A 21,281-nucleotide genomic window follows, 5' to 3' on the forward strand; every position below is an offset into this window, starting at 1 on the left:
GAGTGAAATTACAATCGCAAAAGAGGTGGCCCAGGGGGATCACCTGGCAGCATGCTGCCAGGCGCTGGGCCGAAGAGGTTACTTAGTGCAGTTCGCGCACTGTTTGTTGAAGATTTGCTGGAAGAAGTCGTTGCCTTTGTCATCGACCAGGATAAACGCCGGGAAATCTTCTACTTCGATTTTCCAGATAGCTTCCATACCCAGCTCCGGATAAGCGACGCATTCCAGATGCTTGATGCTCTGCTGCGCCAGTACCGCCGCCGGACCGCCGATACTACCGAGGTAGAAGCCGCCGTGTTTATGACACGCGTCGGTAACCTGCTGACTGCGGTTACCTTTCGCCAGCATGACCATGCTGCCGCCGTGGGATTGCAGCAGATCCACGTAGGAGTCCATACGACCTGCGGTGGTTGGGCCAAGTGAACCTGATGGATAACCGGCAGGCGTTTTCGCCGGACCCGCGTAGTAGATCGGGTGATCTTTGATGTACTGCGGCAGTTCTTTACCGGCGTCAATCAGCTCTTTCAGTTTGGCGTGTGCAATATCTCGACCCACGATAATAGTGCCGGTGAGCGACAAACGGGTGGATACCGGGTATTGCGAAAGCTGGGCGAGGATCTCTTTCATCGGGCGGTTAAGGTCGACTTTCACCGCTTCGCCTTCACCAGCCTGACGCAGTTCTTGTGGAATGTACTGGCCTGGATTGTGTTCCAGTTTTTCGATCCAGATACCTTCGCGGTTGATTTTCGCTTTAATGTTACGGTCAGCGGAGCAGGAGACGCCCATACCTACCGGGCAGGATGCGCCGTGACGTGGCAGACGGATCACGCGGATGTCGTGCGCGAAGTATTTACCGCCAAACTGCGCGCCAAGGCCGAGTTTCTGGGCCTCTTCCAGCAGTTCCTGTTCAAGCTGGACATCGCGGAACGCCTGACCATGTTCGTTCCCTTCGGTCGGCAGTTCATCGTAATAGTGAGCGCTTGCTAACTTGACGGTTTTCAGGTTGGTTTCCGCAGACGTACCGCCAATCACAAACGCGATATGGTACGGCGGGCAGGCTGCAGTACCGAGTGTACGCATTTTCTCGACGAGGAAGTTTTTCAGTTTGCCGGGAGTCAGCAAAGCTTTGGTTTCCTGGTAGAGATACGTTTTATTGGCAGAGCCACCGCCTTTGGCGACGCAGAGGAATTTGTATTCGTTGCCATCTACCGCGTACAGGTCGATTTGCGCAGGCAGGTTCGTGCCGGTGTTGACCTCTTTGTACATGTCCAGCGGCGCGTTTTGTGAGTAACGTAGGTTATCTTCGATATAGGTGTTATAGACACCTTTCGACAGCGCTTCTTCATCGCCGCCACCGGTCCACACGCGCTGACCTTTTTTACCGACGATGATCGCGGTGCCGGTGTCCTGGCAGGTCGGCAGCACGCCTTTGGCGGCGATTTCTGAGTTTCTTAAGAATTGCAGCGCCACGTACTTGTCGTTTTCGCTGGCTTCTGGATCTTGAAGAATAGCCGCGACCTGTTTCTGGTGTGCCGGGCGGAGCATGAAAGAAGCGTCGTGAAAGGCTTGCTGCGCCAGCAAGGTCAGGGCTTCTGGTTCCACTTTCAGGATGGTTTCGCCGTCGAAGTCGGCAACGCTAACGTAATCGGAAGTGAGTAGATAGTATTCGGTATTGTCTTTCCCCATCGGGAAAGGTGCCTGGTAGATAAAGGGTTTGTTTGACATAGCTTCCAGCCTGTAACTCTGTATTTGTTATTCGAAAATGGCGTGCCGCGCAGTCACGGGCGGCACGCAAAGTGCATTTATAAGAACCCGTACATCGCAGCGAAGATCCAGCCGAAGACGCACGATACGCTCACACCAATCAACCCCGGCAGAATAAAGCTGTGGTTGATGACGAAGCGACCGATGTGGGTGGTGCCGGAACGGTCAAACTGAATCGCTGCCAGGTCGCTCGGATAAGTCGGCAGGATGTAATAACCGTAGCAAGCCGGTGCTGAAGCCACGATGTATGCCGGATCAACGCCGATCGCCAGCGCGACCGGAACAATCGCCGCCAGCGCCGCAGCCTGAGAGTTTACAAATTTGGAAACCAGCAGCAGAACAATGGCATAGGCCCACGGATACTCTTTAACCATTTCACCCAGTACGCCCTGAATTTCAGACATATGCGCACCGAACATGGTTTCTGCCATCCATGCGATACCGTACACCGCCACGATGGCGATCATACCGGAACGGAAGACTTCGTTTTTTGAGATAGACGCGGGATTGGTTTTGGTCAGGATAATAATCAGCGCCCCGGTTAGCAGCATAAACATCTGAATAACCAGTACCATCGACAGCGGTTTGCCACCGAAGGATGGACGCAGGTCCGAATCAGCACCAAGAAGTGCGACTACAGCGATTGCCCCGAGGAAGATCCACATTGCCAGCCAGTTGCTTTTCGGCAGTTTTTTATCCAGCAGCGTCGCGGTATCACCGTAAACATACTCACGGTTTTCCGGTACGGAGATGAATTTCTGGAACTCTTCATCTTTATCCAGATCTTTACCGCGGAACCAACTGAAGATACCGATCGCCAGGATACCGATTAACGTCGATGGAATGGTGATTGCCAGCAGGTCGAGGAACTCAAGATGGCGACCATCAAAGGTGACATTACCCAGCATCGCAACCAGAGATACGACCGCAACCGACACTGGGCTTGCGATAATCCCCATCTGTGCACCGATAGAACTTGCCGCCATCGGACGTTCCGGACGGATGTTGTTCTTAATAGCAACGTCGTAGATGATCGGCAGAATGGTGTAAACCACATGACCCGTACCGCAAAGAATGGTCAGCGTACAGGTCACAAACGGCGCGACAATGGAGACATATTTCGGGTTACGGCGCAGCAGCTTCTCGGCAATTTGCAGCATGACATCAAGACCGCCCGAAGCTTGCAAGGTCGCCGATGCCGCCACCACCGCAATGATAACCAGCATGACATCAACCGGTGGTTTACCTGGCTGAAGGTGGAAGACAAAGACCAGAATGACCAGGCCGATACCGCCTAATAAACCCAGCGCGATACCACCCTTTCTGGCACCATAAAACAGACATATCAGTATTATGATAAGTTGGATAGTAAATAACATGTGTAAACCCTCGCGATAATCCTATTTAAATTTTTGCTGAATAGATCACAGTCACGTTCTGTTTTGTATGAACTGTTTTCAGAGCTTGACTAAATATCCGTTTGGTCGTTACCGGCTTGAGTAAATACCTCACAGTGAATATTGGCTGATTAAAGCAGCGGCAAATTTATGCACTGTGATAAGCGGTTTTTTCAGAGAGAAATACTCTCTGGCGATGGGTTTATAGTTTGTACTACGCAGATGTTAATGTTTTGTTTGCTGCTATCTTATTGATATTTATCGGTATATTTTTTGTTCTCAGGGTAGGTATCATCAGGTTTATAGATTATTCTTAACTACCCATTTGTGGGTAAAAATACACATAATGCGGGCGACATAATAGTTAATTAACTTTTGTTAGCGTTTTGAAATTAAAAACACCGTTCATCCGAAGAGATATTAATTTCAGCGGTGAGAGAGGGGTAATTATATTTGATCTGGCACAAGTTTTACTGATGAAGGATGTAACTTGTGCCAGGGATATTTTGCATTACTGTAATAATTATTACTTACAGATAACCGTGATCGTTATTGGCAATATTGTTTAAGTAGTGAGTAATGTTCTGCCTGAATACGATAACGATAAACCGGACGACCTGTGACGCCATAATGGATACTGGTGAACAAGATGTGGCAGTTGACCAGCCAGATGAGATATTTACGGCAGGAAACACGCGAGATGTTAACCTCATTAGCCAGCTCGTCGGTTGAAAACTCATAGTCCTGATGCGCGTCAATCCACTGGCACAGCGTGCGTAACGTCTGTGGTGTTAAGCCTTTTGGCAAGCGACGAGGATCTTGCTCGTTGGAGCTGCTGCCGTGGATTAGCTGATCAAGCTCGGCCTGGTCATAATACTGATGTTTTTCCAGCGCCATTTTCTTTTGCCGCCAGCCGGTGAGCGCCTCTTCAAAGCGGGTAGCCTGGAAGGGTTTGATCAGGTAATCCACGACTCCGTAATGCAGCGAATCTTTAATGGTTGCGGCATCGGCAGCGGAAGAGATAACAATCACATCACTTTTGCAACGCGCATTATGCAGAACAGGCAGTAAATCGAGCCCGTTCTCTTTTTGCATATAGATATCGAGCAATATCAGGTCGATAGGCGTATCGCTATTGAAGATAATCTCTTTGGCTTTCTCCAGCGTCGAGGCCGTTCCACAGCATTGAAAGCCTGGGATTTGTGCCACGTATCGGCGATTCAGCTCCGCGACCATTGCGTCGTCATCGATAATTAATACATTGATCATCTGTTCGACCTCTCCCCGTCCCAGGGTATCTGGACAAAAAATTGTGTGAAAATCCCGGGTTCCGATTCCACGGCGATGCTGCCGCCGAGATTTTCTACCTGTTGTTTGACAAGTGCTAAACCGACGCCTCGCTCGCTTCCTTTTGTCGAGACACCTTTGTCAAAAATGTGATCGATTTTGTCGGGTGCGATCCCCGGTCCATCATCGTTAACTTCACAGTGCAGCCAGCCGTGACGGTAGTGCAATGTTACGCTAATTTCGCCACCGGGTTCCGGCCCTAATGCCTCCAGCGCGTTTTCTATCAGATTTCCCAACGTGGTAATCAGCGTCGCGACCTGGTCCTCACTGCCGCTGTCTGGCAGCTGGCTTTCACTGTTTAAAATCAGCGTATGGCCTAAATCGGTCGCGCGGTTAATCTTGCTGATTAAAAAACCAGCGATAACCGGAGATTTGATCTTACCCAGCAGAGAGCCAATCTCTTCCTGATAGTTATTGGCTGTTTTGAGAATGTAATCTTCCAACTGCTTATAACTCTTCAGATGCAATAATCCGAGAATCACATGCAATTTATTCATAAATTCGTGGGATCGTTCACGAAGTGCGTCAGCATAGTTGACCAGACCGTCGAGTCGCTGCATCAGTTTACGTACTTCAGTTTTGTCCCTGAAGGTTGAAATGGCACCGATGATAACGCCATTACTGCGCACCGGAACGGTGTTGATCAGTAATAGCCGATCTTTAATCGTAATCTCTTCGTCGCGCCGCGGGGTACCGTCGCGTAACACTTCCGAGACATCTACCACCTGTGACCACGCGTGGCTTAGCGTCGACAGTTTCTCATCGTCCTGCGACTTACGGTAATTCAGCAATTCTTGTGCGGCATCGTTGATCAGCGTGACCTCGCCGCGATCGTCCACGGCAACGACGCCTTCTTTGATAGACTGCAACATGGCCTGGCGTTGCTCAAACAGCGTGGAGATTTCGTAGGGTTCCAGGCCGAAAAGGATTTTTTTCAGTACCTTAACCAGAATGCAGGTGCCAATCAGCCCGACCAGCATGCCAAATAATACCGACCAGATGATGCTCCAGCGACTGTCATTGATCTGTTGGGTCACGCGACTTAACTCAAGGCCGATCGCCACCACGCCAATTTGTTTATGATTTTCATCGTAGATGGGGGTAAATACGCGTAAAGCCTGCGCCAGAAAACCGCGATTGATAGCGACATTTTCTTCGCCATTCAGCGCTTTAAGGATGTCATCACCTTTAAATGGCTGACCAATACGCTGGGCTTCAGGATGCGAGTAGCGAAGACTTTGCATATCGGTAACGACAATAAACAGCAGATCGTTGCGTTTGCGCACGGCTTCCGCGATGGCCTGGATGCCGCTCTCCTGCGGTTTTTTCTGCAAGCCCTGACGGATTTCCGGCGAGTCGGCGAGAGTACGCGCCACTGCCAGTGCCTTGTTGGCTAGCCCGTCTCGCGTCATATCACTGATTTGCGAGAAGTAAATCAGATGCACCACCAATAGCACCGAGAACAGTACCGCGCTGACCATTAAGATCACAGTGGTACTCAATTTCATCGGACGTTTGCGTAACATACGGTAGGGCAATGAATGTCTCATCAGCTTCCTTGTGTGACAAATTTCTTAAGCATTATCTCTGATGAGGCGGGTAATTCAAAGGGAGTAAGAATGATTGGCTATATAGGGGAAGAGACTCTGGCAACGGAAACTGCCAGTGCTGTATGAAGATTCCGGGGCTATGCTTATAGTGAAAACCATACTGATAAGAGAGGGAAGGTCATGGATCAGGCGCTACTGGACGGGGGTTATCGCTGTTATACCGGCGAAAAGATCGAGGTCTATTTCAACACTGCAATATGTCAGCATTCTGGCAATTGCGTACGTGGCAACGGCAAGTTATTTAATCTCAAACGAAAGCCGTGGATCATGCCGGATGAAGTCGACGTTGCCACTGTGGTTAAAGTGATTGATACGTGCCCGAGTGGCGCGCTGAAATACCGTCATAAATAAGCGAGGGTAAAATGGAAATACGCGAAGGCCACAATAAATTTTACATTAATGACGAACAGGGCAAGCAAATCGCTGAAATTGTCTTTGTGCCGACCGGCGAGAATTTAGCGATTATCGAACATACCGATGTCGATGAAAGCCTGAAAGGACAGGGGATTGGTAAACAGCTGGTTGCGAAAGTCGTGGAAAAAATGCGTCAGGAAAAACGAAAAATTATCCCACTATGCCCATTTGCGAAACACGAATTTGATAAAACGCGTGAGTATGATGATATTCGCAGTTGATGGGAGAGTACAGAGTCACGATATTTTTCTTGCTCTCCGCGGTGTGATGCAGGAGAGAATCTGAAGGGTAGGGGGATGCACAAAGAATGGTCAGAGAGAGCGTTTTCTTGTCCCAAGTCATCCCCTTTACTGAGCAAAAAAAAAAGAATATCTCCTATATGAGAATCATCGATCGGGGTTAATAAGTTGTGCGTCCCCAGAGCGTTTAATATTGATAGGAGTCATATTATGGAAGGTAAAAACAAGTTCAATACTTATGTTGTTTCTTTTGATTATCCATCATCTTATTCCTCAGTGTTCTTAAGGTTAAGATCATTGATGTATGATATGAATTTCTCCTCTATCGTGGCTGATGAATATGGGATACCACGACAATTGAATGAAAATTCCTTCGCAATAACGACATCGTTAGCCGCAAGTGAAATCGAAGATTTAATCAGGCTCAAATGCTTAGACTTACCGGATATTGATTTTGACCTCAACATTATGACCGTTGATGACTATTTCCGTCAGTTTTACAAGTAGTCAGGAAGGATAAGAAGAACATAAAAAATGGCACTATTCTCTAAAATATTAATTTTTTATGTGATTGGTGTGAACATATCCTTTGTCATTATCTGGTTTATCTCACATGAGAAAACACATATTCGTTTACTTAGTGCATTTCTGGTCGGAATAACCTGGCCAATGAGTCTGCCTGTGGCATTACTTTTTTCTCTCTTTTAGGAGCTGTAGTTGAGTGGACCCGCTGGTTATCTTGAAACGAAGCGTCTCTCCTCGAAACTGGATTTGTGGAACGACGAACGAAGCAGTCGTCTGACTGCTTCGTTCGTTAAAATGAAATTTATTTCTGTGGACGCATCGCCGGGAAGAGAATAACGTCGCGAATAGTATGACTGTTAGTAAACAGCATAATCATTCGGTCGATACCAATACCCAGACCCGCGGTTGGCGGCAGACCATATTCCAGCGCAGTCACGTAATCTTCGTCATAGAACATGGCTTCGTCGTCACCTGCAGCTTTAGCGTTAACCTGTTCCTGGAAACGTTCCGCCTGATCTTCTGCGTCGTTTAATTCGCTAAAACCATTACCAATTTCACGACCACCGATGAAGAATTCAAAACGGTCGGTGATTTCCGGGTTAACATCATTACGGCGCGCCAGCGGTGACACTTCTGCCGGATATTCCGTGATAAAGGTTGGCTGAATCAGATGTGCTTCTGCCACTTCATCAAAGATCTCCGTGACAATGCGTCCCAGCCCCCAGCTTTTCTCTACCGTAATTCCGATAGATTCAGCTAATGCTTTAGCAGCATCAAAATTATCCAGGTCCGCCATATCGGTTTCTGGACGATATTTTTTGATTGCTTCGCGCATGGTGAGTTTTTCAAACGGTTTGCCGAAATCAAACACATGCTCGCCATAAGTGACTTTAGTGGTACCCAGTACCTCTTGTGCCAGAGTGCGGAACAGTGATTCCGTCAGTTCAATCAAATCGTGGTAATCCGCATACGCCATGTAGAGTTCCATCATCGTGAACTCCGGATTATGACGAACAGAAATACCTTCATTACGGAAGTTACGGTTGATTTCGAATACCCGTTCAAAACCACCTACAACCAGACGTTTCAGATATAGCTCCGGCGCAATACGCAGGTACATATCCAAATCCAGAGCATTATGATGGGTAATAAACGGGCGAGCAGATGCCCCACCTGGAATTACCTGCATCATCGGGGTTTCTACTTCCATAAAGCCGCGCGCGACCATGAACTGGCGGATAGCGGCCAGAATTTTTGAACGGACAACAAACGTTTGACGGGATTTATCGTTAGCGATGAGGTCCAGATAACGTTGACGATAACGGACTTCCTGATCCTGTAAGCCATGGAATTTATCCGGCAATGGACGCAGTGCCTTAGTCAGCAGGCGTAACTCAGTACAGTGAATGGAAAGCTCACCCGTTTGCGTCTTAAACAGCGTACCGCGGGCACCGATAATGTCGCCGAGGTCCCATTTTTTAAACTGATCGTTATAAACACCTTCTGGCAGGCTATCTCGTGCAACGTACAGTTGAATACGGCCACCGACATCCTGCAACGTTACAAAGGAGGCTTTCCCCATGATACGACGGGTCATCATTCGGCCAGCAACCGAGACTTCAATGTTTAAGGATTCCAGTTCCTGGTTATCCTTCGCATCAAACTCTTCGTGCAACTGGTCAGAGGTATGGTCGCGGCGAAAATCATTAGGAAACGCCACACCTTGCTGACGCAGTGCTGCCAGTTTTTCGCGGCGATTTCTCAGTTCATCGTTAAAATCAATAGCCTCATTGGCTCCCCGTGTTTCTCGTTCAGACATTTTGGTTCCTCTAAATCCAGCTTTCAATTTAGCGTAGATAAAGAGACAGATCGGTACACTGTATTATCTGCCTCGACTATTAATAACTCAGTTTATCTTATCGAAACTAACGCTTACCTCAAGTTGATATCACTAATAAATAACCATAAAAATGGTTTAAATGACTTATTAATCTCGATTTGCTAGTGTGATAAACTGAAAGTTAATTTATTCATAACCAATTGTTTTTACGACAGTTAATCGTTGCTCTCCTGTATCATATTTGTCGGCGTGCTAAACAGATAACGGGCAGCAAAGGCCAATACCACGATGATCGCGACACAAGCCAACGTCCACTCTCCCATCTGAGAAAAGAATCGCTGGTAAGCTGCAATTGCCATTCCGCTAATTTGCGACTCTGTCGTCTGCTGTGCCACGACGCCTGCCAGCCAGTTGGCAACCGCGCCTGTTGCCAGCATATAAATACCGGTTAATACGCCAGACATTTTCAGACGCGTGATTTGCGCAATCGCCACCGGGTCAATAAAGAGTTCAGCAAAGCCCATTAGCGCCAGCCCGGATATCATCACGCCCATTGACGCTTGACCGCCAGCCGCTGCATGTCGGGCATCAAATGCCAGCAACATAAAGCCACAAGCCATCAGCAGTAAGCCAAAGGCAAACTTCAGCCAGACGCGCAATGCTGAATTGCCGCGGCTTTCTGGCGACGCCAGCCAGGCCAGAACAACCCCAGCGAGCATCACTGCAATCGCATTCACTGACTGGAATAGCGCAGTCGGCACTTCAATATTGAATGCCTGACGATTCACAAAGCGATCGATAAACAAGCTGATGGTGCTGCCGCCCTGTTGTGCCAGTACCCAGAACAACGTTCCGACAAGCATCAACAATACTATTTGCCAAAGAGCACGACGGTGTTCGGGGTATTTGATCATCATGCGGGCAATGATTTGTGCGGCAATGAGGCAAACGATCGCCAGCAAATATCCCGACCAGTCGTTCTCCAGCAGCAGGGTAAAAAATACTGGGGCTAAACAGAGCATCACCACTAACCAGCTCCATACTGGTAAGGCAAATTTCACGCGAGTGAGCGCTTTCTTATCCATACTACGCGTGGACTGGAAATGACGATGACCGCTTAAGAAAATCAACAAACCGATAAACATGCCGCCACCCGCAAGGGCAAAGCCAACATGCCAGCCATACCACTGAGCAGCCAGGCCGCAGGCGATGGGGGCTGCGATAGAACCGATATTGCCCGCAGCATACAGCAGCGAAAAACCGCCATCACGTCGATGATCGTTCTCGTCGTAGAGCTCGCCAAGCAAACAGCTGATGTTTGATTTGAATAAACCGTAGCCACAAATAATGATTGCCAGCGCCAGATACAGGCTAAAGGTTGAATTTGTATCAATGCCCAGCACTACATGGCCAAGGGTCATTAACAGCGCGCCGGCAATCACTGCAGTGCGATTGCCGAGCAGGCGGTCGGCAAGCCAGCCGCCGAGAATAGGGGTAACGTAAACCAGAGATGCATATGCGCTGAACAGGCTGATGGCATGGTTATCATCAAAACCAAGCTGATGGGTGAGATAGAGAATGAGTAAGGCACGCATGCCGTAAAAACTGAAGTACTCCCAGATTTGGATCGCCACGATATAGTATATCGCGCGCGGCTGTGAGGGTGTTTTCATGTGTTCTCCTTATGAGCAAAAAAGGGAAGTGGCAAGCCACTTCCCTTGTACGAGCTAATTATTTTTTGCTTTCTTCTTTCAATACCTTAACGGTATAGCGGCCATCAGCCTGACGGTATGCACCGTGAATATCGGTTTCAAAGCCCGGATAGTGAGCGCCGATTTCACACAGCATCTGCAGGAACTCCAGAACCGGACGGCTTTCTTCGGTGATCATTTCACCCGGCATTACCAGAGGAACTCCCGGCGGATACGGAAGGATCATATTGGCGTTAATACGACCTACCATTTCGTCGAGGTAAACCTCTTCGGTCATACCGTGCAGCTCTTTCTGGAACGCAGCATATGGAGTCATTACCATAGTCGGCAGCACTTCAAATGCGCGATACATCAGATCCGGCAGATTGTGGTGAACAATCAGTTTGTGGATATTCTGAGCCAGTTCCTGAATACGCATGTTTTCATAGAATTCAGGATCTTCACGATACAGAGACGGCAGCATGTTTTTCACACGCAGGTTCAGGTCGAACGCACGTTTGAAGTCAGTCAGAGCACGCAGCAGGCTCAATGCTTTGGTCTTATCAATACCGATGCTGAACAGGAACAGCAGGTTATACGGGCCGGTTTTCTCAACAACGATGCCATGTTCGTCGAGGTATTTCGCCACGATGCTGGCCGGAATACCAAAGTCGCTCATGGTGCCGTCTTTTTCCATCCCCGGGGTCAGCAGGGTGACTTTAATCGGGTCAAGATACATGTGTTCATTGTCGATGTTCTTGAAGCCGTGCCAGGAGCTGTCAGAACGCAGCGGCCAGCATTCAGTGGTATCGATATGATCCGGTTGCCATACATCAAAGAACCAGCCATCAGATTCCGTTCTCAGGCGTTTGATCTCTTTACGGAACTTGATCGCACGTTCAATGGAACCGTTGATCAGACGCTTACCAGCATTACCTTTCATCATCGCCGCAGCGGTTTCAGTGGACGCCACGATACCGTAGTGCGGAGAAGTGGTGGTGTGCATCATGTAGGCTTCGTTAAAGGTTTCTTCGTTTACGTCACCTTTAACGTGGATCATGGAAGCCTGAGAGAACGCCGCCAGCAGTTTGTGAGTAGACTGGGTTTCGTAAATCACTTTCCCTTCTACACGGCCACCGCTCATACCGCATTTACCTTCGTAAATCGGTGAGAAGTTGGTGTAAGGCACCCACGCGGAGTCAAAGTGGATGGATTTCACATCCAGTGTTTTCTTGATGAAGTCGGTGTTGTACAGCAGACCATCATAGGTAGAGTTAGTAATTACGGCATGTACCGGCCAGGTCGCGTTTGGTGTTTCTTTTACGCGCTTAGCAATGGTAGCGTGCTGGAATTCACTCTGTGGGATACCACCAAGAATACCGTAAGCGTTACGGGTCGGGCGGAAATAGATTGGTGTAACATCGCTCATCATCATCAGGTGGGTTAGCGATTTGTGGCAGTTACGGTCAATCAGAATGGTGCTGCCTGCCGGAGCAGAGTACATACCAACAATCTTGTTCGCAGTGGAAGTACCGTTGGTCACCATGTAGCTGCGGTCTGCGTTAAATACGCGAGCGATATACTGTTCTGCTTCTTTGTGCGGACCGCTGTGATCCAGCAGAGAACCCAATTCAGATACTGAAATGGAAATATCAGATTTCATGGTGTTCGGACCAAAGAAATCATAGAACAGGCTACCTACCGGGCTTTTCTGGAATGCAGTACCGCCCATATGACCAGGAGTACAGAAAGTATATTTACCTTCACGAACATATTTAAACAGTGCTTTGGTCAGCGGAGGCAGAATAGTGTTGATATATTCGTCAGTGGTCTGCTTGATCTTGTTAGCAATATCTTCAGCAGCACCCAGCGCATATTCAAAGAAGCTAATCTGTAAACGCAGGTCATTCAGGCTTACATCGAGAGTGGAATACGTATTAGCGAACGCGTACAACGGCAGGTTCTCGTTCATTTTGCTAATTTCTTCGCACAGCTCGAGATTATATTTATCCCAGTCAAAAATAACACCGCACAGACGCGCATTGTTTTCGATCAGTTTTAATAAGTCGTCACGGTCGTTCGGGTAAACAATCTGGAAGTTCAGACGTTCAAGCGCGCGATGAAGTTCACGGATGGGTTCTTCTTTAAAATAAACCCCCATGTGATTCAATATTGCAATAACGTTCATAGTCATATCTCCAGGTAAAAAAGGCCCCTCCCAACACATGGGACAAAATGAAAGGAGGAGCCTCGGAAAATACTTTTAATTAATGTGCGTTAGACGCTGTGTGGTTATCCATTGAGTGGCTCTGGCGCTCGTGCATTTTGCGAGCGTAGAACATCAGGATAATCAGGCTGACGATGAAGGTACCTGCCAGCTCGAAGGAGCTTGCGCCCATCAGCGCGATGAAGCAGAACACGCAACCCAGTACAGAGCAGATCAGGCTGACAAAGTTGCGGATGTTAACGCCTTCAAAACGAATCAGGTCAACGCAAGAGTAGAAGTACGGCAGCATAGTCAGCAGTACTGCGATACCGGTCAGTTCACCGAACAGGTCAGATGCTTTACCACCGGCAGAGTTCATCAGAGTGATGAGGATCATCAGGGCAGTCATTTTCACTGCAGCCAGCAGCAGACCTTTTTTCGGAATACCGTTGCTGTCGACTTCACCATAAACTTTCGGGAAGTTACCGTCGTTAGCGGCACGCACACCTGCCTGACCTACCAGCATCATCCAGGAACCCAGAGAAGTCAGGCACGCAAAAGCGGTGAATGCAGAAACCATCGGCGCAGCCCAGTTACCCAGGATAGTAGAAGCACTGATTGCAAACGGAGCACCGGAGCCTGCCATTACAGAAGACGGATACATACCGGAAAGCACCTGAGTCGCAGCGATGTAAACAATACCTGCTAAACCAGTACCCAGCATGGTTGCCAGCGGAACGGTACGTTTCGGGTTTTTAACCATACCAGTACTTACCGCTGCGGATTCAACACCCACGAAGGCCCACAGGCAGAGCAGAATACTTTTAATGATCGCATGACCATCAGTAGTACCTGCGGTATTCCAGTTAGCAGCATAAGTTGCAGCATCAAACCAATGCCAGCCAACAATAGCAGTCATAACTACAGGAATAAGAACCAGCACCAGACCAATAGTGGTTAAACGGCTTACCCAGGTACCGCCGAGCATATTTACAAAGGTAAATACCCAGACGATAGCAATACAAGCGATACCCGCCGGAACAGGATCATTTAATACAGGGAAGAAGGTGGAAAGATAAGATACAGCGGTAATACCAATCGCCAGGTTACCAATCCAGTTAGCATGGTAATAAAGAACACCTGTCTGAAAACCAAATGCAGGAGAAATTTCTCCGGCATAAGCAATTGGGCCTCCTTGTTGCGGGTTTTTTGTTGCCAGTCGGGCATATACATAAGCCAACGACATTGCACCAATAATAGAGATAATCCAACCCCAGATAGCAATACCACCGATACTTGCAAGGTTCGCAGGCAATAATGCAATGCCGCTCCCCATCATATTACCGGCAACAACACCGGTACAGGCAAATAGCCCGATCTTCTTGGCAGAACTCATGCTCTTCTCCTAATTTCATTTTTGAATTTGGAGTCCGGGTCATGATGCGTAACTATTTACTGACCAGACCAAACTGGCGACAAGATTACTCAAAAAAAAAGATTAATCCTAAAGATTAGGTGAAATAACACAAAAGTTTCTGTAAGTGAGAACTTGAGGTTTTTTATTAACACATCAGGATCGCAAGTTGATATCATGAAAAGATAAACATTCAATATTTACAATGAATTAAGAGATGTTTTTCGGTTAAATTTCTGTTATAAAAAATATGCGGCAAATAAATTGCCGCAACATATTATACCAACAATAACATACAAAAACTCAACAACAAATATTCCCGAGTATGAATCAACCCGGGAGTCACTTATTCTGAAGCGAGAAATTTGTCGAGATAAGGTACAACATAAGGAACAGAAGTCTGGAATATACCATTTTCAATCCAGTAAAGGGTGTTTGCCCCTGGGCGTAAATTAAAGGCGGTGAGATATGCATCAGCTGCTTCCCGGTTCATCCCCTTCATTTCATAAACCTTGCCAAGCAACACATAATTTAGCCAGGACATTTCAAGATCAATGCCAGTATTTATCGCCTGGTAAGACTCATCTGTTTTACCTTTTACCAGAGCACTGACCGCTTTTATTTGATATATAATGGACAGGTTGTTCAGTTCCGGCAGTGTAACAATGTTATCTATTTCTGTATTCAGTGCTGCTAATTGTTTTTCATCTAAAGGATGTTGAGAATGGCGCACGATATCAACTAATGCTTTTTCTGCTCTCGCGTAGGTAAATTCGGGGGATGATTGAACAATCTCACCTAGTAATTCACTGGCACGGTTCAATGATTTATCATCGCCATGCAGTAAATAATCATGAGCCTGATAAAAATTAGTTAATAACGCACCACGATGCGGCAAAATTTGCTGGAGCATCTCCTGCATTCGTTGTGGCCACGGTTGGTTTAACGCTTTTGATAAACTCTCCAGTAAATCATTTTGAATCGCCAGCTGATTACCGTTAGTGATGACATAACGTTTATCCAGCATGGTTGAACCATCTGCATTGTCTACCAATTTTACCGACATAAAGCATTGTTGAGCACGGTATTGGCGCTGATTAACAAACGCAATAGATAATGTTTTACCGGAACTGCTCGGTTCATCAATGTTGTAGTTGATTTTGTCATGCACCATAAAGGTGGAGAAGGTGTTAAGTGATGTCGCCACCAAATCACCCACGCCTATCGCGTAAGAGAGCTGATACGGGGAACTCCAGCTGTTACAACTTTTATTTACCATATTAATGTCAATATCGCGTGGATTGAGCAAAATACGCGATTTGCTCATCGGAAGACGTGTATCAAGACTTGAAAACGCTACCAGTGCTACACAGATACCTAACGACAACAGGAAAAAAAACCATACCCAAAAGGTAGTGAATCGTTTGCTTTTAACTGGGGATTGTTCAGGTGGTGTTGCGGTGTTTTGAATGTTAAGACTTTGGGAGGGAGAATCTGTGTCAGGAACCGCCTCTGGTATAGGGGGAGGCGAAGATAGCATTATTTCCTCTCCCTCTTCTTCGCTGTACCAGATAACCGGCACCATTAATTTATAGCCGCGCTTTGGTACAGTAGCGATATAGACAGGACTATCTTCATCATTATCTTTTAATGACTTACGTAGTTCTGAGATACTCTGCGTCACAACGTGATTGGTGACAATACTTCTCTTCCAGACATTATCGATAAGTTCATCCCTGCTAAGTACTTCGCCACTGTGTTGAGCAAAGAAAACCAGAAGATCGATTAATCTCGGCTCAAGGGTAAGTTGACGCCCATTGCGGCTAATTTGGTTTATGGACGGAGTAACAAGCCATTCGCCAACGCGAACTACAGGTTGTTGCATAATAGAAACTCATTCGAAAAGGGAATGGTTCAATGATAATTGCCATGACCTATTTTTACCATCTATAGATGGGTTTATTTACATATTATTGGTGAATGTAAGACGTTATTTTTACCCGCCATAAACTTCTTGATTACATAGTATTACGAAAGGAGTTTAATGAGCACCAGAAGTAATTTACCTTACCATCATTATTCATCATCTTTGCTAAAGAAAAATGTGCAGAAAATAATCCATGGAAAATTGCCCGGAGCGCTTACTATTTTAATGGATTGTTAGTCTTTGCATGAGCAAGCGGACTGATACATTTCTCTTTGTTCTCATTCAGAAAATCTCATCAGTCGGCGTTCTGCCCGAGGTTGTGCTTTATATATGTCATCGGCAACGATACCGTTAAGCTCTTGATGACATCATTTGATTTTCAACTGCATCACGCAGCCGCACGACATTTCGTGAGAGTCATTCATAGCTTAGGGATAAATTTCCCAGAGCTGGGGTATACCCGCAACATGCTGGCGATGTGGGAAAATTTGGTTGAGATTGTTAGAAATGATTTGAAGGCAGAACGCTTAAATCACATGGCGTCCTGAAACGAAAAACGGACCTCCGTGGAGGTCCGTTTATATGAATTTGGTGCCCGGACTCGGAATCGAACCAAGGACACGGGGATTTTCAATCCCCTGCTCTACCGACTGAGCTATCCGGGCAACGGGGCGCATTAAACCGTAATCTGCACATCTCGTCAACCTAATTTCAGTAAAAGCGATTCAACTGCTTAAGATTGCGGCAAATCGCTTCTTTTCTGTGTTTCTGTCAGGTCAGTGCGCCACCCTGGCGGCAGCGGGCGAAGCGCAGGATATCTTCCGCCAGCCGGTGGGCGGTGTCGACATCCGCCTGGCTTCGATTCACCAGCATCCGGCTCAGGCATCCTTCCAGCACCAGTTCCATCTGCTTCGCTACCATCGCCGGATCGTCAACTTCCAGTGTGGTTAACAGTTCGTGGGTGAAATCGTAGGCCGCGCTTTTTTGCTGATCGGCCAGTTGATGAATAGGGTGGCCAGGATCGGGATAAAACGTACAGGCAGCGATAAACAGACAGCCCGGATAGCGGTTGTTTTTAACGCACTCCGATAGCGCCTGATAACGCGCCAGCAGCTTTTGTTCGGCGGTTTGCGTTTCGTCCAGCATCAGCTGACGACGCCAGACATCTATCTGTTGGCTAAGATAGCGCAGCGCATCATAGAGGATTGCCTCTTTGTCTGGCCAGAAGCGGCGTAGCTCGTCCAGTGGATAATCCACACGTTCAGCAACCATCTCCAGCGTGGTGTTGGCAATCCCTTGTAATTCTAATAATTTCAGGGCTTCTCCCAGTACATCTTCACGTTGCACGCTATTTTCCTCCGTCTTTCCCACTGCAAGTGTCGTTCACGGTTGGCGATCGCGCAAATGTGCGCTGAAGGTTTCAGCATCCATAAAGCCCGTGACGCGTGCTTGTGGATGCTCCTGGCCTTGTCCGTCAAAAAAGAGAATTGTCGGTAGGCCAAGGACATTGAGATGTTTTAACAGCGCCACATCTTGGGCGTCGTTGGCAGTGACGTTGGCCTGAAGTAAGACCGTGTCTGCTAAAGCTTTTTGCACCTGAGGGTCGCTGAAGGTGTATTTCTCGAACTCTTTACAGGCGACGCACCAGTCAGCATAGAGATCTAACATCACTGGTTTGCCTTTGGCTTCAACGAGCGCCTGATTTAACTCATCTACCGTTTTGATTTGTGTAAAGTTGAGATGCGTCTGAGTTTGCGCGGTATGCGTCGCACCAAATGCCCAATCCTGAAGTGGGCGCACGCTAACCAATGCTGATGCCAGCAGAATTATTTGCACTACGCTCATCCAGCCGCGTTTGGCCTGTAGGCTGGTGATAAAGGCCCAGCCAAAGAATGCGACACCAAGCGCCGACCACAAGCGTAATCCCCATATATCACCAATCACTCGCTCCAGCAGGAAGACCGGCAGTGCGAGGATCACAAAACCAAACGCGGTTTTGACTTGTTCCATCCACGGGCCGCTTTTCGGCAGCAAGCGGTTACCAAAGACGGTAATTAGCATCAGCGGCAGGCCCATGCCCAACGCATAGAGATAAAGCGTGCCGCCGCCCAGCCACATGTTCCCGCTTTGGGCGATATACAGCAGAATCGCGCTAAGCGGTGCGGTGGTGCATGGTGAACAGATCAGTCCGGCAATCGCCCCCATAACAAACACACCGCCAGGTGAGCCGCCCTGTTGGCGATTGCTCATCAGCGTGAGGCGCGTTTGCAGCGAAGAGGGGAGTTGCAGGGTAAACAAGCCAAACATTGACATCGCCAGCAAGGTAAAGACGATAGCGAGGCCAATGAGCACGTATGGGTGCTGTAGCGCCGCCTGGAACTGTAACCCTGCGGCGGCAACCACCAGACCCAGTGCCGTGTAAGTCAGCGCCATCCCCTGCACATAAATAAAGGTCAGCAACAATGCTCTGGCAGTGGAGAGCCGCTGTTTACCGCCCAGCACGATGCCAGAAATCAGTGGGTACATTGGCAGCACGCATGGCGTAAAGGCGATACCAATACCGATCAACAACGCCCAGAGCGCGGAAAAGGGCAATTGCGCGGCGTGCTGCTCTTGCTGCGGAACAGATGCAGGCTGTAGCGCTGCGTTGTTGGCGACCATTTCGCTTAACGGAACGGTTTTGGTTTCTGGCGGATAACAGAAACCAGCATCAGCACAGCCCTGGTAGGTGACAGTTAACGTCGCTCCCGCACTCGCCTGGTTGATGGTTACGGGAAGCGTCAGCCGATCGCGGTAAATCTCGCTTTTGCCGTAAAACTCATCTTCATGCCAGACGCCTTGCGGCAGCTGCACGTCGGCAATTTTCGCGTGTTCCGGCGTAATGCGGACCTGTTTACGGTAGAGGTAGTAACCGTCTTTGATCTGCCAGGTCAGATTCAGGTCATGTTGGTTTTGCTGAAAATCAAAAGCAAAGGCTTGATCCGCGGGGACAAATTGTGAACGTCCCGGCGCGTCGAATAATCCGGCAAAAACGGAAGTGCTGCAAAGTAGCAGGATCAGCGTAAAGATGCGTTGAGCCATGAGAGGTAATCTGTGTCTCCGTGTGTAACAGGTAAAACCAGAAGTTCCGGGGTTTGATATGGATGATGAGACTTCAGGCATTCCAGCAGTGCCTGCTGGTGAGATACGGTAGTTTTTAAAATCATCTGCACTTCGTATTCTTGCTCCAGCTTACCTTCCCAGTAATAGAGAGAGGTCGCGCCGGGGATCAAGGTCGCGCAGGCCGCCAGTTTTTCCGCCAGCACTTTGGCGGCTAAATCCTGGGCTGTCGCTTCATCCGGTGCCGTACATAGCACCACGACAGACGCGGTATTCGAACTTTTTTCATCAAGCATAAACACCTCGCAAGAACAGATGGAACCGCAAGAGAGAGGTCACTATACAACGGACGGGGGAAGGATGTTAGTCGGCGGGAAAGAAAGCGGGGCCTGAAGCCCCGCGATTGGTCATTACAGCATGAAGCTACCCAGCACGAAGCCGAAGCAAACGGCCAGGGCAACACCCAGAGTACCTGGGATGAAGAACGGATGGTTGAAGACGAATTTACCGATACGGGTAGTACCCGTGTCATCCATCTGTACCGCAGCAACCAGCGTCGGGTAGGTCGGCAGAATGAACAGACCAGACACCGCAGCGAAAGAAGCAACAGCGGTCAGCGGAGAAACGTTCAGTGCCAGAGCCATCGGCATCAGTGCTTTTGCGGTTGCAGCCTGAGAGTACAGCAGAGCAGAAGCAAAGAAGAAGATGACGGCCAGCAGCCACGGATGACCCTGAATCACTTCACCAGCGGTATCTTTGATCCAGTCGATGTTGTTGGAAACGAAAGTATCGCCCAGCCACGCAACACCTAGGATACAAATACAGGCGCTCATACCTGCTTTGAAGGTGCTGGAGTTGAGGATGTTGTCGGTATCGACTTTACAGATAACGGTGGTCAGAGTTGCAACGCTGAGCATGATGATCAGGATTGCGTTGGTGGTGTTCATCAGCGGTTTTTCAACCAGACCCATGCTTGGGCTGTTGATGATTGCATAGATAACAACGCCAACTACGCCCAGCAGGAACAGCCAGACGGACGTTTTTGCACCGGATTTGATTTCAATCTGCTTTTCACCGCGCAGTTCAACCAGGCCCTCTTCCAGACGCTTGCGATAAATCGGATCGTCAGAGAGTTTGGAGTTGAACAGCATAGTGACCAGGAAGGACATCACCAGAACCGCCAGCAGGGTGGACGGGATGACCACGGAGAGCAGATGGAGGTAGCTGATGCCATGACCTTCCATCACGGAAGACATGTAAACCACTGCTGCTGAGATTGGCGATGCGGTGATCGCAATCTGCGCGGATACCACTGCAGTAGACAGCGGACGGCAAGGTTTAACGCCTTGTTCCTTCGCAACTTCAGCGATAACAGGCAGTGTCGCCAGAGAGATGTTGCCAGTACCAGCAAAGATAGTCAGGAAATAGGTCACGATCGGTGCGAGGATCGTGATGTATTTCGGGTTACGGCGCAGCAGCTTTTCTGTCTGATGAACCAGATAGTCCAGACCGCCAGCAACCTGCATGGCAGAAATAGCGGCGATAACCGCCATGATAATGGAAATGACATCGAACGGGATGTTACCGGGTTTAACGCCAATAGCGGCAAGAACCAGCACCCCCAATCCGCCTGCAAAACCAATACCTATTCCCCCCAATCTGGCGCCCAAGAAGATCGCCAGCAAAACTATGATAAGTTCTACAACTAGCATATTAGCCTTCCTTGTTTTTTAACAAGTTGATATTAGATTGTTATTTTTAAGTTACTGCTCACAAGAAAAAAGGCACGTCATCTGACGTGCCTTCTT

At 48.2% G+C, this 21,281-nt stretch carries 17 protein-coding genes and 1 tRNA gene; 4 read left to right on the top strand and 14 right to left on the bottom strand.

Features of this window, described 5'->3' with window-relative positions:
- Window positions 1–78: 78 nt before the first annotated feature.
- From fumB to FQZ95_RS04965, 4 genes are all read right to left on the bottom strand, one after another.
- Window positions 79–1,725: a class I fumarate hydratase gene (gene fumB, locus FQZ95_RS04950; protein ID WP_160529942.1), complete on the bottom strand. Its 1,647-nt coding sequence runs from the start codon at window positions 1,723–1,725 to the stop codon at window positions 79–81.
- Window positions 1,726–1,802: 77 nt separating this feature from the next.
- Window positions 1,803–3,143 (bottom strand): anaerobic C4-dicarboxylate transporter DcuB, encoded by a 1,341-nt coding sequence (gene dcuB, locus FQZ95_RS04955; RefSeq protein WP_000899522.1) that lies wholly within the window; start codon window positions 3,141–3,143, stop codon window positions 1,803–1,805.
- A 567-nt stretch (window positions 3,144–3,710) separates the two neighbouring features.
- The gene (dcuR, locus tag FQZ95_RS04960; protein WP_000611290.1) at window positions 3,711–4,430 is read right to left on the bottom strand and encodes a two-component system response regulator DcuR; all 720 of its coding nucleotides are present in this window, start codon (window positions 4,428–4,430) and stop codon (window positions 3,711–3,713) included.
- Complete coding sequence (locus FQZ95_RS04965; protein WP_001216471.1) at window positions 4,427–6,058, bottom strand: sensor histidine kinase; 1,632 nt, start codon at window positions 6,056–6,058, stop codon at window positions 4,427–4,429. The genes dcuR and FQZ95_RS04965 overlap by 4 nt, the downstream gene beginning before the upstream one ends.
- Window positions 6,059–6,238: 180 nt before the next feature.
- Here FQZ95_RS04965 and yjdI point away from each other — a divergent pair, with 180 nt between their 5' ends.
- The 4 genes from yjdI (at window position 6,239) to ghoT (ending at window position 7,479) form a co-directional block, all read left to right on the top strand.
- Window positions 6,239–6,469, top strand: coding sequence for a 4Fe-4S mono-cluster protein YjdI (yjdI, locus tag FQZ95_RS04970; RefSeq protein WP_160529943.1), 231 nt, complete (start codon window positions 6,239–6,241; stop codon window positions 6,467–6,469).
- 11 nt (window positions 6,470–6,480) lie between these two features.
- Window positions 6,481–6,753 (top strand): GNAT family N-acetyltransferase, encoded by a 273-nt coding sequence (locus FQZ95_RS04975; RefSeq protein ID WP_115738400.1) that lies wholly within the window; start codon window positions 6,481–6,483, stop codon window positions 6,751–6,753.
- A 228-nt stretch (window positions 6,754–6,981) separates the two neighbouring features.
- Window positions 6,982–7,278, top strand: a complete 297-nt coding sequence (ghoS, locus tag FQZ95_RS04980) for a type V toxin-antitoxin system endoribonuclease antitoxin GhoS (protein ID WP_000398619.1) — start codon at window positions 6,982–6,984, stop codon at window positions 7,276–7,278.
- 27 nt (window positions 7,279–7,305) lie between these two features.
- Window positions 7,306–7,479: a type V toxin-antitoxin system toxin GhoT gene (ghoT, locus tag FQZ95_RS04985; RefSeq protein WP_001173343.1), complete on the top strand. Its 174-nt coding sequence runs from the start codon at window positions 7,306–7,308 to the stop codon at window positions 7,477–7,479.
- Window positions 7,480–7,597: 118 nt separating this feature from the next.
- Here ghoT and lysS read toward each other — a convergent pair whose 3' ends face one another.
- From lysS to dcuA, 10 genes are all read right to left on the bottom strand, one after another.
- Entirely contained in the window at window positions 7,598–9,115 is a 1,518-nt protein-coding gene (gene lysS / locus FQZ95_RS04990; RefSeq protein WP_000003806.1) for a lysine--tRNA ligase, read from the bottom strand.
- A 236-nt stretch (window positions 9,116–9,351) separates the two neighbouring features.
- Complete coding sequence (gene dtpC, locus FQZ95_RS04995) at window positions 9,352–10,809, bottom strand: dipeptide/tripeptide permease DtpC (RefSeq protein ID WP_105279063.1); 1,458 nt, start codon at window positions 10,807–10,809, stop codon at window positions 9,352–9,354.
- A gap of 58 nt (window positions 10,810–10,867) precedes the next feature.
- The gene (gene cadA, locus FQZ95_RS05000; protein ID WP_160529944.1) at window positions 10,868–13,015 is read right to left on the bottom strand and encodes a lysine decarboxylase CadA; all 2,148 of its coding nucleotides are present in this window, start codon (window positions 13,013–13,015) and stop codon (window positions 10,868–10,870) included.
- Window positions 13,016–13,094: 79 nt separating this feature from the next.
- Complete coding sequence (cadB, locus tag FQZ95_RS05005; protein WP_000092915.1) at window positions 13,095–14,429, bottom strand: cadaverine/lysine antiporter; 1,335 nt, start codon at window positions 14,427–14,429, stop codon at window positions 13,095–13,097.
- Window positions 14,430–14,793: 364 nt separating this feature from the next.
- The gene (gene cadC, locus FQZ95_RS05010) at window positions 14,794–16,332 is read right to left on the bottom strand and encodes a lysine decarboxylation/transport transcriptional activator CadC (protein WP_001187201.1); all 1,539 of its coding nucleotides are present in this window, start codon (window positions 16,330–16,332) and stop codon (window positions 14,794–14,796) included.
- A gap of 631 nt (window positions 16,333–16,963) precedes the next feature.
- Window positions 16,964–17,039 (bottom strand) — tRNA-Phe (locus FQZ95_RS05015).
- Window positions 17,040–17,145: 106 nt separating this feature from the next.
- Window positions 17,146–17,721, bottom strand: a complete 576-nt coding sequence (locus FQZ95_RS05020; RefSeq protein ID WP_001188520.1) for a transcriptional regulator — start codon at window positions 17,719–17,721, stop codon at window positions 17,146–17,148.
- A gap of 36 nt (window positions 17,722–17,757) precedes the next feature.
- Window positions 17,758–19,455, bottom strand: a complete 1,698-nt coding sequence (dsbD, locus tag FQZ95_RS05025) for a protein-disulfide reductase DsbD (RefSeq protein WP_160529945.1) — start codon at window positions 19,453–19,455, stop codon at window positions 17,758–17,760.
- Window positions 19,431–19,769, bottom strand: coding sequence for a divalent cation tolerance protein CutA (gene cutA, locus FQZ95_RS05030; protein ID WP_000883400.1), 339 nt, complete (start codon window positions 19,767–19,769; stop codon window positions 19,431–19,433). The genes dsbD and cutA overlap by 25 nt, the downstream gene beginning before the upstream one ends.
- 114 nt (window positions 19,770–19,883) lie before the next feature.
- On the bottom strand, window positions 19,884–21,185 hold the full coding sequence (dcuA, locus tag FQZ95_RS05035) for an anaerobic C4-dicarboxylate transporter DcuA (protein ID WP_000961959.1): 1,302 nt from the start codon (window positions 21,183–21,185) through the stop codon (window positions 19,884–19,886).
- Window positions 21,186–21,281 lie beyond the last annotated feature (96 nt).

Origin of the sequence: Escherichia sp. HH41S, from assembly GCF_009820115.1 — a bacterium.
Classification (GTDB): Bacteria; Pseudomonadota; Gammaproteobacteria; order Enterobacterales; family Enterobacteriaceae; genus Escherichia; species Escherichia coli_F.

Bases quoted from the DNA above. Each gene is read 5' to 3' on its own strand.
- fumB (WP_160529942.1), bottom strand. From the start codon at position 1,725: ATGTCAAACAAACCCTTTATCTACCAGGCACCTTTCCCGATGGGGAAA.
- dcuB (WP_000899522.1), bottom strand. From the start codon at position 3,143: ATGTTATTTACTATCCAACTTATCATAATACTGATATGTCTGTTTTAT.
- dcuR (WP_000611290.1), bottom strand. From the start codon at position 4,430: ATGATCAATGTATTAATTATCGATGACGACGCAATGGTCGCGGAGCTG.
- FQZ95_RS04965 (WP_001216471.1), bottom strand. From the start codon at position 6,058: ATGAGACATTCATTGCCCTACCGTATGTTACGCAAACGTCCGATGAAA.
- yjdI (WP_160529943.1), top strand. From the start codon at position 6,239: ATGGATCAGGCGCTACTGGACGGGGGTTATCGCTGTTATACCGGCGAA.
- FQZ95_RS04975 (WP_115738400.1), top strand. From the start codon at position 6,481: ATGGAAATACGCGAAGGCCACAATAAATTTTACATTAATGACGAACAG.
- ghoS (WP_000398619.1), top strand. From the start codon at position 6,982: ATGGAAGGTAAAAACAAGTTCAATACTTATGTTGTTTCTTTTGATTAT.
- ghoT (WP_001173343.1), top strand. From the start codon at position 7,306: ATGGCACTATTCTCTAAAATATTAATTTTTTATGTGATTGGTGTGAAC.
- lysS (WP_000003806.1), bottom strand. From the start codon at position 9,115: ATGTCTGAACGAGAAACACGGGGAGCCAATGAGGCTATTGATTTTAAC.
- dtpC (WP_105279063.1), bottom strand. From the start codon at position 10,809: ATGAAAACACCCTCACAGCCGCGCGCGATATACTATATCGTGGCGATC.
- cadA (WP_160529944.1), bottom strand. From the start codon at position 13,015: ATGAACGTTATTGCAATATTGAATCACATGGGGGTTTATTTTAAAGAA.
- cadB (WP_000092915.1), bottom strand. From the start codon at position 14,429: ATGAGTTCTGCCAAGAAGATCGGGCTATTTGCCTGTACCGGTGTTGTT.
- cadC (WP_001187201.1), bottom strand. From the start codon at position 16,332: ATGCAACAACCTGTAGTTCGCGTTGGCGAATGGCTTGTTACTCCGTCC.
- dsbD (WP_160529945.1), bottom strand. From the start codon at position 19,455: ATGGCTCAACGCATCTTTACGCTGATCCTGCTACTTTGCAGCACTTCC.
- cutA (WP_000883400.1), bottom strand. From the start codon at position 19,769: ATGCTTGATGAAAAAAGTTCGAATACCGCGTCTGTCGTGGTGCTATGT.
- dcuA (WP_000961959.1), bottom strand. From the start codon at position 21,185: ATGCTAGTTGTAGAACTTATCATAGTTTTGCTGGCGATCTTCTTGGGC.